17 protein-coding genes and 1 pseudogene are annotated in these 15,037 nt (G+C 72.7%); 13 read left to right on the plus strand and 5 right to left on the minus strand.

Annotation, left to right across the window (positions count from 1 at the left end):
* Positions 1-16: 16 nt before the first annotated feature.
* From IGS69_RS33345 to IGS69_RS33375, 7 genes and pseudogenes are all read left to right on the plus strand, one after another.
* Complete coding sequence (locus IGS69_RS33345; RefSeq protein WP_190904165.1) at positions 17-304, plus strand: zinc-ribbon domain-containing protein; 288 nt, start codon at positions 17-19, stop codon at positions 302-304.
* A gap of 131 nt (positions 305-435) precedes the next feature.
* Positions 436-1,056, plus strand: a complete 621-nt coding sequence (locus IGS69_RS33350; protein WP_190904166.1) for a flavin reductase family protein — start codon at positions 436-438, stop codon at positions 1,054-1,056.
* A gap of 108 nt (positions 1,057-1,164) precedes the next feature.
* The gene (locus tag IGS69_RS33355; RefSeq protein ID WP_190904167.1) at positions 1,165-1,653 is read left to right on the plus strand and encodes an SRPBCC family protein; all 489 of its coding nucleotides are present in this window, start codon (positions 1,165-1,167) and stop codon (positions 1,651-1,653) included.
* Positions 1,654-1,882: 229 nt separating this feature from the next.
* Positions 1,883-2,887 (plus strand): trypsin-like serine peptidase, encoded by a 1,005-nt coding sequence (locus IGS69_RS33360; RefSeq protein ID WP_190904168.1) that lies wholly within the window; start codon positions 1,883-1,885, stop codon positions 2,885-2,887.
* A 210-nt stretch (positions 2,888-3,097) separates the two neighbouring features.
* Positions 3,098-4,576: a cytochrome P450 gene (locus IGS69_RS33365; RefSeq protein WP_190904169.1), complete on the plus strand. Its 1,479-nt coding sequence runs from the start codon at positions 3,098-3,100 to the stop codon at positions 4,574-4,576.
* A 91-nt stretch (positions 4,577-4,667) separates the two neighbouring features.
* Entirely contained in the window at positions 4,668-4,877 is a 210-nt protein-coding gene (locus IGS69_RS33370) for a hypothetical protein (protein ID WP_190904170.1), read from the plus strand.
* Between the two features lie 364 nt (positions 4,878-5,241).
* Positions 5,242-5,397 (plus strand): annotated as a pseudogene (locus IGS69_RS33375) (glycosyltransferase); the annotation flags it as partial.
* Between the two features lie 110 nt (positions 5,398-5,507).
* Here the strand turns inward: IGS69_RS33375 and secD are convergent.
* The 4 genes from secD to IGS69_RS33395 form a co-directional block, all read right to left on the minus strand.
* Positions 5,508-7,778, minus strand: a complete 2,271-nt coding sequence (gene secD / locus IGS69_RS33380; protein WP_190904171.1) for a protein translocase subunit SecD — start codon at positions 7,776-7,778, stop codon at positions 5,508-5,510.
* A gap of 78 nt (positions 7,779-7,856) precedes the next feature.
* Positions 7,857-8,285 (minus strand): hypothetical protein, encoded by a 429-nt coding sequence (locus IGS69_RS33385; protein WP_190904172.1) that lies wholly within the window; start codon positions 8,283-8,285, stop codon positions 7,857-7,859.
* 47 nt (positions 8,286-8,332) lie between these two features.
* The gene (locus IGS69_RS33390) at positions 8,333-9,016 is read right to left on the minus strand and encodes a response regulator (protein ID WP_190904173.1); all 684 of its coding nucleotides are present in this window, start codon (positions 9,014-9,016) and stop codon (positions 8,333-8,335) included.
* 2 nt (positions 9,017-9,018) lie between these two features.
* Positions 9,019-9,972, minus strand: a complete 954-nt coding sequence (locus IGS69_RS33395; RefSeq protein ID WP_190904174.1) for a sensor histidine kinase — start codon at positions 9,970-9,972, stop codon at positions 9,019-9,021.
* A 419-nt stretch (positions 9,973-10,391) separates the two neighbouring features.
* Here IGS69_RS33395 and IGS69_RS33400 point away from each other — a divergent pair, with 419 nt between their 5' ends.
* The 5 genes from IGS69_RS33400 (at position 10,392) to IGS69_RS33420 (ending at position 13,614) form a co-directional block, all read left to right on the plus strand.
* Entirely contained in the window at positions 10,392-10,703 is a 312-nt protein-coding gene (locus IGS69_RS33400; protein ID WP_190904175.1) for a TraR/DksA family transcriptional regulator, read from the plus strand.
* A 43-nt stretch (positions 10,704-10,746) separates the two neighbouring features.
* The gene (locus tag IGS69_RS33405; RefSeq protein ID WP_190904176.1) at positions 10,747-11,121 is read left to right on the plus strand and encodes a TraR/DksA family transcriptional regulator; all 375 of its coding nucleotides are present in this window, start codon (positions 10,747-10,749) and stop codon (positions 11,119-11,121) included.
* Positions 11,118-11,942: a rod shape-determining protein gene (locus IGS69_RS33410; RefSeq protein WP_190904177.1), complete on the plus strand. Its 825-nt coding sequence runs from the start codon at positions 11,118-11,120 to the stop codon at positions 11,940-11,942. The genes IGS69_RS33405 and IGS69_RS33410 overlap by 4 nt, the downstream gene beginning before the upstream one ends.
* Before the next feature lie 376 nt (positions 11,943-12,318).
* On the plus strand, positions 12,319-12,969 hold the full coding sequence (locus IGS69_RS33415; protein WP_190904178.1) for a LysE family translocator: 651 nt from the start codon (positions 12,319-12,321) through the stop codon (positions 12,967-12,969).
* 81 nt (positions 12,970-13,050) lie between these two features.
* Positions 13,051-13,614 (plus strand): snapalysin family zinc-dependent metalloprotease, encoded by a 564-nt coding sequence (locus tag IGS69_RS33420; RefSeq protein ID WP_190904179.1) that lies wholly within the window; start codon positions 13,051-13,053, stop codon positions 13,612-13,614.
* Between the two features lie 169 nt (positions 13,615-13,783).
* On the opposite strand, the gene IGS69_RS33425 is transcribed toward IGS69_RS33420, so the two are convergent.
* Positions 13,784-14,350, minus strand: a complete 567-nt coding sequence (locus IGS69_RS33425) for a rhodanese-like domain-containing protein (protein WP_190904180.1) — start codon at positions 14,348-14,350, stop codon at positions 13,784-13,786.
* A 77-nt stretch (positions 14,351-14,427) separates the two neighbouring features.
* Between IGS69_RS33425 and IGS69_RS33430 the strand changes: the two genes are divergently transcribed.
* Positions 14,428-14,709 (plus strand): metal-sensitive transcriptional regulator, encoded by a 282-nt coding sequence (locus tag IGS69_RS33430; protein WP_190904181.1) that lies wholly within the window; start codon positions 14,428-14,430, stop codon positions 14,707-14,709.
* Positions 14,710-15,037: the final 328 nt, after the last annotated feature.

Here is a 15,037-nt window from a genome sequence, read left to right on the forward strand (position 1 = left end):
CCGGAAGGACCGACACGTGATCATCTTCGGCACCAAGGGATACCTGTACCAGCTGGCGATACTGACGCTGGTGTGCGGCCAGTGCGGAAACCCCGCCGCCCACACGCTCAGGAAGCGCGTCACGAAGTTCACCCTGTTCTTCGTCCCGCTGTTCCCCATCTCGACGAAGTACCTGACGCAGTGCACCTTCTGCGGCGCGGAACAGAAGGTGACCAAGGAGCAGGCGGATCACCTGCAGACCCAGAGCGCCAACGGCCCGAGCGGCCAGGAGTACGGGCAACAACAGCAGCACGACCGGTTCTGATGCCCGGAAGGCTCGTGTGCGGCCGGACCGCTCTCGCCGCGGGCCCCGGCACCGGCCACCGGCCACCGGCCCAGCCTCACCGGTCGACACTTCGGCGGGCGTCGAAGCGTCCCGCCCGTAGCGTCCCGGCCATGACGTCCCGCACCCACCTCGTGATCCGCCCGAGCATTCTCTACTTCGGCACGCCCGTGGTCCTGCTGACCACGGAGAACGCCGACGGCACCTGCAACCTCGCCCCGATCTCCTCCGCGTGGGCCCTGGGGCACCACATCGTCCTGGGACTCGGCAGCGAGAGCCACACCGCGCGCAATCTCGCCGAGCGCCCGGAGCTCGTGATCAACGTGGCCTCGCCCGACCTGTGGGAGCACGTGGAACGCCTCGCACCGCTGACAGGGGCGGACCCCGTGCCGGAGGCCAAGCGGCCCGTCTACCGGCACGAGCGGGACAAGTTCGCGGCGGCCGGGCTCACTCCGGCCGCCTCCGACCTGGTGAGGCCCCCGCGGGTCGCCGAGTGCGCCCTGCAACTGGAGGCCCGGGCCCGCGCTCTGACCCCGGGCGGAGCCGGCCTCTTCGTCACCGTCGAGTGCGAGGTCCTGCGCGTCCACGCCGCCGAGCGCATCGTCGTCCCCGGCACCCAGCACATCGACCCCGCCGCCTGGAGCCCGCTCATCTACAACTTCCGCCACTACCACGCGCTGGCCCCCGAGATCGGCCACGGCTTCCGCTCCGAAACGGCGAGGACCACCGTCTGATCACATCCGATGTGGCAACCGGAGCTTCCCGGGTACCCGGCCTCCGCGGGCCCGGACCTGTGTGGGCCGGCCTCCCGCAGTCGATCAGTGAAAACGGAGGCAGTTCAGATGAGCACCATCAAGGAGACCGTGGAAGTCGACGTGCCCGTCCACACCGCCTACAACCAGTGGACGCAGTTCGAGGAGTTCCCGAACTTCATGGAGGGCGTCGAGGAGGTCAGGCAACTGGACGACCGCCACAACCACTGGACCACCAAGATCGGCGGGGTACGGCGCGAGTTCGACACCGAGATCGTCGACCAGCTGGCCGACGAGCGGGTGACGTGGCGTACGACCGGCGGAGACACCCACCAGAGGGGTTCCGTCCGCTTCGAGCGCCTGGACGACACCCACACCAGGGTGGAGCTCGTGCTGGATGTCGAGCCCAAGGGAGCCGTGGAGAAGGCCGGCGACATGATGGGCGCCATCGACCGCCGGGTGAAGGGCGACATGAAGCGCTTCAAGCAGTACATCGAGGAGCGCGGAGTCGAATCCGGAGCATGGCGTGGCCGCGTCCAGCCCGGCGACAGCCCCGGCGGCCCCGGCCCCGTCCTCTGACGCCAGCCACATCTCGAACCCGGCCTCCCCGTGAGGCCGGGTTCTTCTGTGCCCGCATGTCCGCCCCACGCGGAGAGAGCGTGAACTTTCGGTCAACGTCATGACATGCACCTGTCCATATCGCTCTTCCGGTGGCACGCTGCCCCCTGACTGTCCGCAGTGAGACCCCTGCCTGACCGGGTGGAAGGCTTCCCGCCACCCGGCCCCCACAGCAGAAGGAGACCGCGTGATGGGCCAACCCCGCAGCGCACGCTCGACCGGTGGCGACACCCGCGTCCGCCGGTCCGTCCTGGGCGCGCTCGCCGGCGTCGCCGCGCTCCTGGCCACCGGCGTCACCGCCGCACCGGCGAGCGCCGCACCGGACCCCGGCGTGACGACCACCTCGGCGCGGGAACGCGCCCTGGCCTTCTGGACCCCGCAGCGGATGCGCGAGGCCACCCCGCTCGACCTCCTGACCGTCGACCGTGCCGATGTACGGACACCCGCACCCCGCAAGGGCAAGGCGGCGGTTGTGGCCCCCAGCGCGCCGGCCTCCGCCACGGGCCCCCTGGCCTTCCCGCACGGCGGCGGACCCTGGTCCGGCGGGGGAGCGGTCACCAAGACCGCCGGACGGGTCTTCTTCAGCTACCAGGGCCGCACCGCGTCCTGCTCCGGCAACGCCGTCACCAGCGCCAACAAGAGCACGGTGATCACCGCGGGCCACTGCGTGAAGCTGGAGGGCGCCTGGCACACCAACTGGGTCTTCGTGCCCGGCTACCACGACGGGCAGCGCCCGTACGGCACCTGGACCGCGGCCAAGACCCTCTCCACGCCGCAGTGGACGGCGAGTGAGGACATCAACTACGACATCGGCGCGGCCGTGGTCGCCCCGCTGGACGGGCAGAAGCTGACCGACGTCGTCGGCGGTCAGGGCCTCGCCTTCAACACCGGCTACAACAAGGCGATGTACTCCTTCGGCTTCCCGGCCGCCGCGCCCTACGACGGGGAGAAGTTCATCTACTGCAGCGGCACCACCACCCGCGACTTCCTGCTGTCCAGGGACCACGGTATGACCTGCGACATGACCGGCGGCTCCAGCGGAGGCCCCTGGTTCACCCAGTTCAGCGAGGCCACGGGGACCGGCCTGCAGTCCTCGGTGAACAGCTTCAAGTACAACTTCCTGCCGAACGCCATGTACGGCCCGTACTTCGGCACGGACGCGCAGAACCTGTACCAGAGCGCCCAGTCCTCCTGATCCACCGCCGCACCGGGGCCGGGTCCTCCACCACGCCGTGGTGGAGGACCCGGCCCCGGTGCGTTCCGGGACGGGCCGGCCGGTCACTCGCCGCAGGGCGGGCGCCGAGCGGGTGTGACGCAGAGAGCACGGGCGATCGGAATTCCGCGGGGATGCGTTGGGCATACATCGATCGGTTGTCGCCGCCCCCCACAAGGAGTGAAACCGGCCATGAGCGCTCCCGCCACGCCCCCCATCCGCACCGCCCCCGGAGGGCTCCCCCTGATCGGTCACGGTCTCCAACTCGCCCGCAACCCCCTGCCCTTCATCAGCTCCCTGCGCGCCCACGGCTCCGTCGTGCGCATACGCATCGGCCCCACGCCCGCCTACGTCGTCACGGACCCCGCCCTGACCCGCAAGGTCCTGGTGACCGACGCCGCGCACTACGCCAAGGGCGGCAAGATCATCGATGCCCTGCGGGTGTTCTTCGGAGACGGCCTCGCCACGATCGCGGACGGCGACGCCCATCTGCGCAACCGGCGTCTGATGCAGCCCATGTTCAACAAGGCGCACATCGCCGACCGCGGAGACGCCATGATCGAGCAGGTCGCCAGGACGGTCGGCGCGTGGCCCGAGGGGCAGCCGCGCGAAGTGTACGAGGACATGAACGAGGTCACGCTCGCGGCCTTCCTCGTCGCCCTGTTCGGAGCGGACCTGCCCGAGCACCTGGCGGGCGAGTTCACCACGCTGATGCCGGACATCATGAAGGGAACGATTCGGCAGACCATCCTGCCGCCCTGGGTGACCCGGCTGCCGCTCCCCGCCAACCGGGCGCACGCACAGCGCGTCGCCCGCCTGCGCGCCCTCATCGACCAGGCCATCGACCACCGGGCGAGCCGCGCGTCCGGCCCTTCCCCCGACGCCGGGGCCACCGCAGCGTCCGACGCGGGATGCCCCCACGCCGCGGCCGCCCGGGAGGAGCGGACCGGCCTCTTCGACACCCTGCTGAGCGCCGAGAACCCGCTGACGCGCCAGCAGCTCCAGGACGAGGCCATCACCCTGCTGACCGGAGCGATCGAAACCACCGGCACCACCCTGGCCTGGACCCTGTGCGAGATCACCCGGCATCCGCACGTCGAACAGCGGCTGCGCGAGGAACTGGCCGCGGTGTGCGCGGACCGTCCCCTGACCTACGGCGACCTGGAGCAAATGCCTTACGCCCGCCGGGTGTTGCAGGAGGCCATCCGCAAGTACGGCCCGGCCTGGCTGGTGACCCGGACCGCCACCCGCGACCTCGACCTCGGCGGGCATCTCGTTCCCGAGGGCGCCGACGTGGTGTGGAGCCCCTATCTGCACCAGCACGACCCCGGCGTGTTCAGCGACCCCGACACCTTCGACCCGGACCGCTGGACGGCCGAGAACGTCGCGGCCACCCGCGGTTCGTTCCTCGCCTTCGGTGACGGCCGCCGCAAGTGCATCGGCGAGAACTTCGCCTGGGCCGAACTCCAGATCATCCTCGCGACCGTCCTGCGCACCTGGCCGTCCTTCCGGCTCACCTCCCGGGCGCCGCGCGCCCAGGCCGTGGTCACGGTCAAGCCGGACCGCATGACCATGGAGTTCCACCGGGAGCCGGCTGCGCCGACCAGCGACCCGAGCCGCGTCACGTCGGAACCCGGCTCCGGCACGAAGCCCTCACCGTCCATCGGCTGACACCGCGGCCGACCGACGCAACCCCGGGCCGCGGGCAACCATCCCTGAGGATCTGCGTCTCCGGGGGTGGCCATGGAGGGCGGACCGTCAGATGGCGCTCCTGCTGCGGGAGTCGGTGCGGCCGGAGCCGGAGCGGCGTGCCGCGGCACCGAAGGGGCTGGGGAGGACCGGCAGGGGCGAACACACCGGCGTCCTCGTCGATGCGGCCGACGCCCCCGCCCCCCGGGTGCGCGCGGCCGCCGCCCTGGCCCGGGCCGGCTCGGCATTGCGGAGGCGGGCCGGGACGTGCTGCCCCTGCTGACGGACGACGCGGATCCGGCCGTGCGGCGCAGGGCCTCGGTCGCCGCCGTCCGGCTGGGACGCGACGCGCCCGCGGCCACCGGGCGTTCGCCCGGCTGCTGTCCGACCCCGACCGCCGTGGGGGGCCACCGGCTCACCGCCCCCGGACGACGGGAGGCCCCGTGCCCGGCTGACCGCTCTCACCGAGGACCGCTCGTCCCGGCTGCGTCACGCCGCCACCCGCCTGCTCGGCACACCGGACTCCGGCCCGCCGTAAGCGGATCCGGCCGCAGACACCCGCACCGGCGATTTTCGCCCACGTGCGGCCGTGCGCCGTGTGTCCGGCGCCCGGCCGGTCCACACTGGGACCCATGCGCGTGGTGATCATGACGGCGGGTTCGCGCGGCGACGTCGCGCCGTACACCGGGCTGGGCGCCGGGCTGGCGCGCAGCGGGCACGAGGTCACGCTGGCGACCCACGCCCTGTTCGAACCCCTGACCGCCGGCTCGGGGGTGCGCTTCCACCCGACCCCGGTCGACCCGCACGCCGTCTCCCACTCCGACCGGGGCCGCGACCTGCACGCCAGCACCACCGGCTCGCGCTCTGGCCGGGGAGGACGGCGTGGCCCCGGTCCTGGCCGCGCTGGACCGACTCACTTCGTGACCGCTCCACCCTCCCGCGACTGCTCTCCCGGACGGGAACGCCCGTGCAGCCGGATCGCGACGGGGGCCGCGGTGAACACCGAGGAGTACGTCCCGACGGCGAGGCCGATCAGCAGGGCCAGGGCGAAGTCCGTGAGCGAGGAACCGCCCAGCACGGCGAGGGCGGTGAGCATGAACGCCGCGCCCATGCCGGTGTTCACCGTGCGGGGCAGGGTCTGCAGGATCGCCTGATTGACGGTGCCGGCGAACGGCGACCCGGGGCTCCGCCGGGTCAGTTCCCGGACCCGGTCGAAGAGGACGACGGAGTCGTTGACGGAGTAGCCGATGACGGTGAGCAGGGCGGCGAGGAACACCCCGTCGACCGGCTTGCCGAGCCAGGCGAACACTCCGAGCAGGACGACCACGTCGTGGAGGAGGGCGACGACCGCCGCCGAGCCCAGCATCCAGCGGAAGCGTGCCGCGAGGTAGACGAACTGCGCGCCGAGGGCCACCGCCAGCGCGATCAGGGCACCTTGGCGCAGCTCCTTGCCGAGGCTGGGGCCGATCAGCTCGTCGCGGACCTTGTCCGCCCGGCCGTCGAGGTCGCGCACCGCACCGGTGACCTCGGCCTCCTCCGCGTCGGTCAGCGGATCCGTACGCACCGTCAGACCCGTCTCACCGGAGGACTGCACGACCGCCCGGGGGAACCCGGCGTCGGCGAGCGCGGTGCGGACCGGGCCGGGGTCGACGGGGGCGCTGGTGGTGTACTCGATGAGACGGCCCCCGGTGAACTCCACACCGAGGTCGACGCCGCGCACCACGATGCCCGAGCCGGCCAGCGCGAGCACCGCCGCGGAGGTGACCAGCCAGCGGCGCGGGCGGCGCATCAGGAGCGGGTCGCGCCGGGTGAGGCGCTCGCGGACCGCGCCGATGGTGGCGATGCCGGTGAGACGGGGGCGGCGGCGCACGCCCGGGCGGCTCGCGGCGAACTCGGCGAGCACCCGGCTGATGACCAGGGCGCTGAACATGGAGGCGAGCACTCCGATGCCGAGGGTGACGCCGAAACCGCGCACGGGCCCGGACGCGAGGAAGAACAGCAGGGCGGCCGCGATCAGCGTGGTGATGTTGGAGTCGGCGATCGCGCTGAAGGCGTTGCGGAAGCCGGCCGCGAGCGACGAGCGGATGCTGGGCCGGCGGCGGACGGCGTACTCCTCGCGCGCCCGCTCGAAGACCAGCACGTTGGCGTCGACCGCCATGCCGATGGCCAGTACGAAACCGGCCAGGCCCGGCAGCGTCAGGGTGGCGCCGAGGGCGGCCAGGGCGGCGTAGGAGAGCAGGCCGTAGCAGGCCAGGGCCACGGCGGCCAGGCCGCCCATCAGCCGGTAGACGACGATGATGAACAGCGAGGTCAGCGCGGTGCCGATGGCCGCCGCCCAGGCACTGGCGGTGATGGCCTGCGCGCCGAGGGTGGGGCCGACGGTGCGCTGCTCGACGGTCTCGACGGGCACGGGCAGGGCACCGCCGTTGATGAGCAGCGAGAGTTCGCGGGCTTCCTCGGGGCTGAAGGAGCCCGTGATCCGGGTGGCGCCGTCGCGGATGCCGGTCCCGCAGGTGAGGGACGGGTCGACCTGCGGGGAGGAGATGACCTTGTCGTCGAGGACGATGGCGACCCGCCGTGCCGGATCGCCCGGCGCCTCGCAGGCGGCCTCACCGGTCAGATCGGCCCAGCCGGCGCGGCCGGTGTCCTCGAAACCGACGGTGACGTGCCATCCGGCGCCGCCCTGCTGGTCGAACCGGGCGGCGGCCTCCTTGACGTCTTCGCCGGTCAGGGAGGCGGGTCCGAGGCGCAGCGGCGTGCCCGACTCGTCGGGCACAACGCGTTCCCGGGGCTGTTTCGGCAGGGGCCGGGAGGTGTCGTCGGGTCCGTCCGCGGCACCGAGCACGGGGTGGAAGGTGAGCTGCGCGGTGCGGCCCAGGACGGCGGCGGCCTTCTTCGGGTCCTGCACACCGGGCAGTTCGACGATGATCCGGTGGTCGCCGGAGCGCACCAGGGTGGGTTCGGCGACGCCGAGCGCGTCGATGCGGCCGCGCAGGACCTCCAGGGTGCGGTCGGTGGCCGCGCCGTCGGCGTCGGTGGTGGGGGTGGAACGGGTTTCGAGCACGATCTGTGTTCCGCCGCGCAGGTCCAGTCCGAGCCGGACCGGCACGGTGGCGGCGACGTACAGGGACAGGGCGAGCACGGCGAGGGCGAGCAGCGCCCGCACGCGCAGGGAAAGGTTCAAGGGGTGCCTCCGGCAGGCGCGCCACGGCGGCGGCCGTCGTGGGCCGCCGCGGGGCGGGGTGAGTGAAGGGAAGGGGCGTCAGGTGCCGGAGAACCCCGGGGGCGCCCGCCCCCGGTCCCGCGCCGAGTTCTGCTGCGAGGAGGGCACGTGCTCGGCCGGAGCCCCGCACGGGTTCGGAAGCCGGTACGGGGTGGTGTCCGCGCTCTCGCCGCAGGTGCCGAGGAGTCCGCGTGCGGCCGGGTGCTCGCCCTGCGGCTGCTCGTGGCGGGTGGCCGCCCGGACGGCGCAGGCGGCGTCGCAGCCGGTGTCGGCGCGCGTCCCGTCGTACCGGTGGAGGTCCGCGGCCACGGGTACGCCGGTCACTCCCGTGCCCCATGTCCCGGGCGGCGGAGCGGCGATGCCGAGTGTGGTCAGCACCGCCAGGACGACGACGGCCAGCACCGCGCCGACGGGGGAGTGGGGCCGGGTGGTGCCGCCGGCGGACGCCGCGTGCACGGTGTGACGCACCCTGCCCCCTCTCTCGTCGTGGTGTGCGGACCGGGCCCGCCTCCGGGTCAGGGCTCGATCAGACCGGCGCGGATGGCGTAGCGGGTCAGGTCAAGGCGGTCGCGCAGGCCGAGCTTCTGCAGCAGGTTGGCGCGGTGCCGCTGGACGGTCTTGATGCTGATGAACAGCAGGTCCGCGATCTCCTTGGACGAGTGGCCCTCGGCGACCAGCTTGAGAACCTCCTCCTCGCGGGGGGTGACGATCTGATCGGGCGTCTCGTCCCCGTGGCGGGCCCGGTCGAGGTAGTTGCGGATCAGGGCGGTGACCGCGCCGGGGTAGAGGAAGGGCTCGTCGCGCATCGCGGCCCGGCAGGCGGCGACCAGGTCCCGGTCGGCCACGGACTTCAGCACGTACCCGCTCGCGCCGGCCTTCAGGGCCTGGAAGAGGTACTGCTCGTTGTCGTGCATGGTGAGCATCAGGATCCTCAGCCCCGGCTTGAGAGCGGCCAGTTCGCGGGCTGCCTGGAGTCCGGTCAGGCGCGGCATGGCGATGTCGAGCACGGCCAGGTCGACCTCGCTGGTGCGGGCCAGCTCGATGGCCTCGGCCCCGTCACCGGCCTCGGCGACCACTTCGAGGTCCGGTTGCTGGTCGAGGATGAGCCGCACGCCGCGTCGGACCAGTGCGTGGTCGTCGGCGAGCAGGATGCGGATCGTGCTCGACGGCGTCGGGGCGGGCGTGGTCGTGTCGGACATGGTCAGGGCTGCTTCCTTGCGACGGGCGCGGTGAGCTGGACGCGGGTGCCGGCGTGGGGTGCCGGGGTGATCTCCAGGCTGCCTTCGACGAGCAGGGCCCGCTCGCGCATGCCGCGGATGCCGGCGCCTTCGCGGGGTGCCCCGATCCCGCTGCCGTCGTCGGTCACCGTCAGCACCACGCTGTCACCGTCGCGGCGCAGGGCGACGGTGACCCGCCCGGCGTCCGCGTGGCGGGCGACGTTGGTCAGCGACTCCTGGGCGACGCGGTAGAGGACCAGCTCCGTCTCCGGCGCCAGAGCGGGCAGGTCGGCGTCGAAGCGGCGCGTGACCAACAGCCTGGTGTGCGTGGCGAAGTCCTCGGCGAGCGAGGTCAGAGCGCTCACCAGGCCCAGATCGTCCAGCACACCGGGCCGCAGCCGGCGCACCAGACGACGGACCTCGTCCAGGCTCTCCCGGGTGATCTCCTGCAACTCCTGCAGCTCCTCGCGCAGCGGCTCCGGCGCGTCGTCCGCGGAGCGCTTGAGCCCCAGCAGGATCGCGGTCATGCTCTGCCCGACCTCGTCGTGCAGTTCCTGGGCGATGCGCCGGCGTTCCGCCTCCTGGGCCAGCAGGGCCCGGGCGCTGCTGGCGACCCGTTCCTGCTCCAGCCGCTCCAGCATGGCGTTGAACGTGCGGATCACCTCGGCGACACCACCCCCACCGGAAGCGGGCAGACGCTGGCCGGGACGCAGCAGGTCCACGGTGGTCATCAGCTTCGTGAGCCGGTCCAGCGGGGCCAGACCGAGGCGCAGCAGCGCGGCGTTCGCGACGAGCATGACGGCCAGACCGCCGACCAGGATGACCGCCTCGGTCAGCAGCACCGGCACGGAGACGGTCACCGGAGCCCACAGCAGCAGGGCCGTGGCCATGCCCAGCACCACGGCGTTGAGGGCGAAGATCCGCCAGAACAAGGACACCGTCCCTGTGCCTCCCCTTCTACAAGCTCGGTCTCACCTCCACTGTCGGCCATCGCGGAGCCCGCCGCGTTCGCGGCCCGGGCACGTGAGCAAGCCTGCGGTCACCCTGTCCCCCCACCGCGCCTCCCGTCCATGGGACCTGGCCCCCATTTCGGCGGGCACGCCGCACCCATGGCGCGGCCGCATGGGTCCCCCGACCCGGTGGAAATGGGGCCCGCGCCCGATGGGTATCCGCCGCGCACCCGGCCAGGGTGGAGAACACACGACCACCCGACAGCGGACGGGCGGCCCGGCAACGCCGCCGGGCCGCCCGCCGCGCATGACCGACCCGCGCCACCGCGCACCCGCCGGCAACGCGGACCCTTTGTACGTCGCCGGGAACGCGGACCCGTTGTACGCCGCCGAGAAAGGGACCGACCATGTCGCTCGATGTCACCCGGGCCGAATCTCACTCCGACGAGGCCCGCCGGCGCCTGGAACACGCCCGCACCTCCCGGCTGGCCCAGCTGCGTGCCCTCGACGAGACCGAGCGCAGCACGGACGACCACCTGCTGTCCGCGCAGAAGGCGGCGATGGAACGCGTTCTCAAAGAGATCGAGGAAGCCTTCGCCCGCATCGACGACGGCAGCTACGGAATCTGCGTGGGCTGCGCCAAGCCCGTTCCCGCGGAGCGCCTCGAGATCCTGCCGTACACCCGCCACTGCGTCGCCTGCCAGCGCCGCACGGCCTGACCCTCCCTTACCGCCCTCCTACGCCCTGCCGCAAAGGGGTGACGTGGTGAACCACCGGATCATCGACGAGAGCACGACGCACCTGTCGGCCGAGGACCTCGCGGCGCTGCGCGAGAACCTCCACGAGCAGCGGCTGTTCCGCCAGGAGCAACTGCGCCTGCTCGCCGGACCGGTCACCTCCCGGGCCGAGGACCGGATCCGGCAGCGGGCCGCCGCGCAGATCGAGGTCCGCGTCAAACTCGCCGCCTCCGCCCGCATGGTCCTCACCGACGTCGAAGCAGCCCTCACCCGCATGAACGAGGGCTCCTACGGCACCTGCCACCTGTGCCGGCACCCGGTCGAGAGGGAACGGCTCATGATCGTGCCGCAGGCCCGCTACTGCGCCCGCTGCCAGCAGGTCAAGGAGGCACAGCCATGACCGACGCCCACGGCCTGTCCGGTCACGCCTCCCGTCACCGGCCCTGGCCCCTGTGCCGGCGCTGCTGCGGCATCGCCCTGGACATGGGCAGCGCCCGCACCCGCGTCTGGCTCGCCGGCAAGGGCACGGTCGTCGACGTGCCCACCGTCACCTTCCCCGGCACCGGCGCGATCCACCCGGTCCAGCGCGGGACCATCGTCGACACTCCGGGGTGTGCCCGGATGCTGGAGCGTCTGCTCGGCCACCGGTTGCCCCGCTTCACCCGCCCCATGGTCATCGTCACCACTCCGGTCCTGGACGGCGTCGCCTACCGCACCCGGGCCCGCGCCGCCGTCGAGGTGCTTCGGCCGCGCAGCGTCCTCACCGTGCCCAGTGCCCGGAGCATCGCCCTGGCCGCCGACGCGGACCTGTCCCGGCCGCTGCTGGTGGTGGACATCGGCGCCCGCCTCACCGAAGTGGTCCTGCTGTGCGACGGCGCCGTCACCGACGCGCACCGCACGGCCGTGGGCACCAGCGACCTCGACGAGACGACCACACCCGAGCAACTCGTCGAGGCGGTGGTCGCGATGCTGACGGCGATCCGCCGCCAGGACCGCACCTCGCTCACCGCCGGAGCCCTGCGGCGCGGCCTCCTCCTGGCCGGCGGGGGAGCCCTGCGCCCGGACATCACCCACCCCCTCACGGCCCGCCTCAAGGCGCCGCTGCGCATCGTCCCGGCCCCGCACACCGCGGCCGTACGCGGCGCCGCCAAGGTCCTTCAGGCCGCACACGGCCACCCCTCGGCCTCCGCGGCACTCCCGCCCGTCAACCACCCCCACTAGTCCGGTCGCGAACGCGCCGACTGCCGCGCGGCCACGCCCTGTTCGCGACGCTCTCCGGGCTGCCGCGCCTTGCCCCCGTGCCCGGTGGGCGCCGAGAGGCGCGCGGCGGACCAGGACCCGCGCCCGCCGCGGCTCGTGCCCACCGTCGTCGGCCAGGGCCGTCCCGCCGCCGACCTCGGACGCACGACAGCGTCAACGCCGGTGAGCCCACGCGTCACTGGCTCCGGTCCCCGCCTGGCTTCGCTCCCCGCCTGGCTCTCCGGCGGCCGGGTTGTCCGGGCGGCCCGCAACGGGGTACTCGGCGCCGGTGCACACAGGCGTGTCAACGGGGCCCGGCCGCAGGCGGGTTCGGGGTGCGCGCAGAAGTGGAGGGCGGATGACGGTCGACCTGCTCGGTTTCCTCGGCGTTGTGCTGGTGGCGTATGTGGTGCCGGGCCCGGACTTCCTCGTGGTGGTCAGAGCGGCTGCCGAGGATCCATCGAAGGGCAGAGCCGCGGCACTGGGCGCCCAGACCGGGCTGTGTGTGCACATGCTGGCCGCCGCGGCCGGCCTCTCGGTGATCGCCGCTCGCTCACCCGCGGTGTACGACGGGATCCGACTGATGGGGGCGGCCTACCTCGTGTATCTCGGTGTGCGGGCGGTACGTGCCGCTCGCCGGACCGCCCGCACACGGCACCACGCCGACGAGGCCAGATCCGACGCCCTGGAGCAGGGCGGGCCCGCCGAGGGGCGTCTTGCAAGCTGTTTCACTCAGGGGTTGCTCACCAACGTGCTCAACCCGAAGGCCGCCCTGTTCTTCCTCAGCGTCCTTCCGCAGTTCGTCGACGGGGACCGGCCGATCGCGCAGCAGATCTTCTTCCTGGGCATGCTGGACATCCTCATCGGCGTCGCCTACTGGTTCGCCCTCGTCGTGGTCGCCGCGCGACTGGGAGCCCTGCTCGCCAGGCCGAGGATCCGCAGGCGCTGGGAGCTGACCACCGGCTGGTTGTTCATCGCGATCGGCGTCTCGGTGGCGGCCGCCGCCTGAGGATTCGGGGACGACCCGGCCGGGCAATGGGCTAAGGAATGTCATGAGCACGACTGCCCTTCCCCCACAAGGAGGTCGATCATGCACGTCCGAATGCTGACCGGCGGTCTCGCCGCTGCCTGTCTGGTGTCCGTGTCCCTGACGGGTGGTCAGGCCGCGGCCGCCGTCCCCTCAACGGCCGACATGCCTCTGGCCGCCCGTGTCGTGACCTACGACGCCAGCGGGTCCGCCGAGTTCAGGAGTGCCGTCGACCGGGGCGCGGCGATCTGGAACGAGAGCGTCGACGCCGTCGAGCTGCGGCCGGTCGCCACCGGCCAGCGGGCGAACATCCGGGTTCTCGCGGACAACGGCTGGCCCCGGGCCCTGCCCACCACCCTGGGCAACGGCACCGTGTACATCGGGCGCCAGGCCGTCGACCAGGGCTACAACACGATCCGCATCTCCGCGCACGAACTCGGGCACATCCTGGGCCTGCCGGATCGCAAGCCCGGACCGTGCTCAAGTCTGATGTCCGGCTCCAGCGCGGGCACTTCGTGCACGAACCCGTATCCGAACGCGGCCGAGAAGGCGGAGGTCGAGGGCAACTTCGGCGGCGAACTCGCCGGGCGGGCCCGGGCGGTGCGTGCCGGGGTGATCGTGGACTGACGTCCGCCGCGCGCCACGGGTGAAGAGACCCTGCGCCCACGCCGGATCGCTCGCCGTCGACCGGTAGCGGCGGCGAGCCGCGACGGTTCCCCTGCCACCACGCCGCACGGCAGGGGAACCGACCGGCCCCTCGCGGCGGAGGACCCGCCGTTCCGTGGACCTGGTGGAGTCAGCCCTTCAGCGCGGCGAGGGTGGCGTCCAGGTCGGTGGCGTCGGGCCGGTTGTAGGGGAGCCGGGCGAGCATCTTGGCCATGCCGCACGTGTTGGTCACGGCGGAGAAGACCAGGCCGCCGGCGACGCCCGCGGACAGCACGCGCGCCGCGCTCCAGCGCCGTCCGGCGAGCAGGCCGGTGAGCACGAGGGATCCGGCGGCGAGGCGGACCTGGCGGTCCATGGCCCAGGGGGAGCGGGAGCCGGCGGGGCGGTGGGTGTCATGGCCGAGCCGGGCCCAGGCGGTGGTGCCGCCGGTGAGCGTGGCGGCGTCGATCCCCCGGTCGGCCAGGCGCTCGCAGGCGGTGGCCGAGCGGGCGCCCGAGGCGCACACGACGAGGAGTTGCCCGCGCTCGGCAGCGGCGCTCAGCGAGGACACGGCGGCGTCCAGGTGGTCGAGCGGGATGTTGTGAGCGCCGGGCAGATGGCCGGAGGCGTATTCGCCGGGGGTGCGGACGTCAATGACGGTCAGTTCGTGGAGGCGGGCGTGGGCCTGGTCGGCCGTGAGGGCGATGGTGGGTGTCACGGGGGCTTTCCTTTGCTCGGTGCCGTTACCCCTTCGGTAGCATACCCGTAGGGGTATCTCGCGAGGGAGTGTGGGCTGTGGAACTGGCGATGGCGGCTGAGGAACTGAAGACCGTGGTCAACCGGCTGCGCCGGGCGCAGGGGCAGATCGCCGGTGTCGTCAAGATGATCGAGGAGGGGCGGGACTGCGAGGACGTGGTCACGCAGCTCGCGGCGGCGTCCCGGGCCCTGGACAAGGCGGGCTTCGCGATCATCGCCACGGGTCTGCAGCACTGCCTGACCGATGCGGACATGGCCGCCTCCGGTGACCGGGAGCAGATGCGTGCGCGTCTGGAGAAGCTGTTCCTTTCTCTGGCGTGAGCCGTGTTGGCGTGTCGCTGGGCGCTGGATGTCGGGCGTGAGCCGTACTGCCGTGTCGCTGTGCGCCGGTTCTCCGGCGTGAGCCGTACCGCCGTGTCGCTGTGCGCCGGAGCGGACCGTCCGGTGAGGGCATCGGCGAGTGTGACGGCGGCGACGGCCAGGGGGCATCGCGTAGGAGCGTTGCGGCAGACCGCCGGTGGCCTTGGCGGCCGGGCGTTTGCCGTCTCATGCGCCGAGGGTCGCCGCGCCGGTGAAGGGGGCCGGTGACCGCCCAGTCGATGCCGGCGGTGTCGCGTCACGGGTGGTCAGGGAGGCGAGCGAGTTCGCC

It is taken from the genome of Streptomyces tuirus (assembly GCF_014701095.1).
Lineage (GTDB): Bacteria > Actinomycetota > Actinomycetes > Streptomycetales > Streptomycetaceae > Streptomyces > Streptomyces tuirus.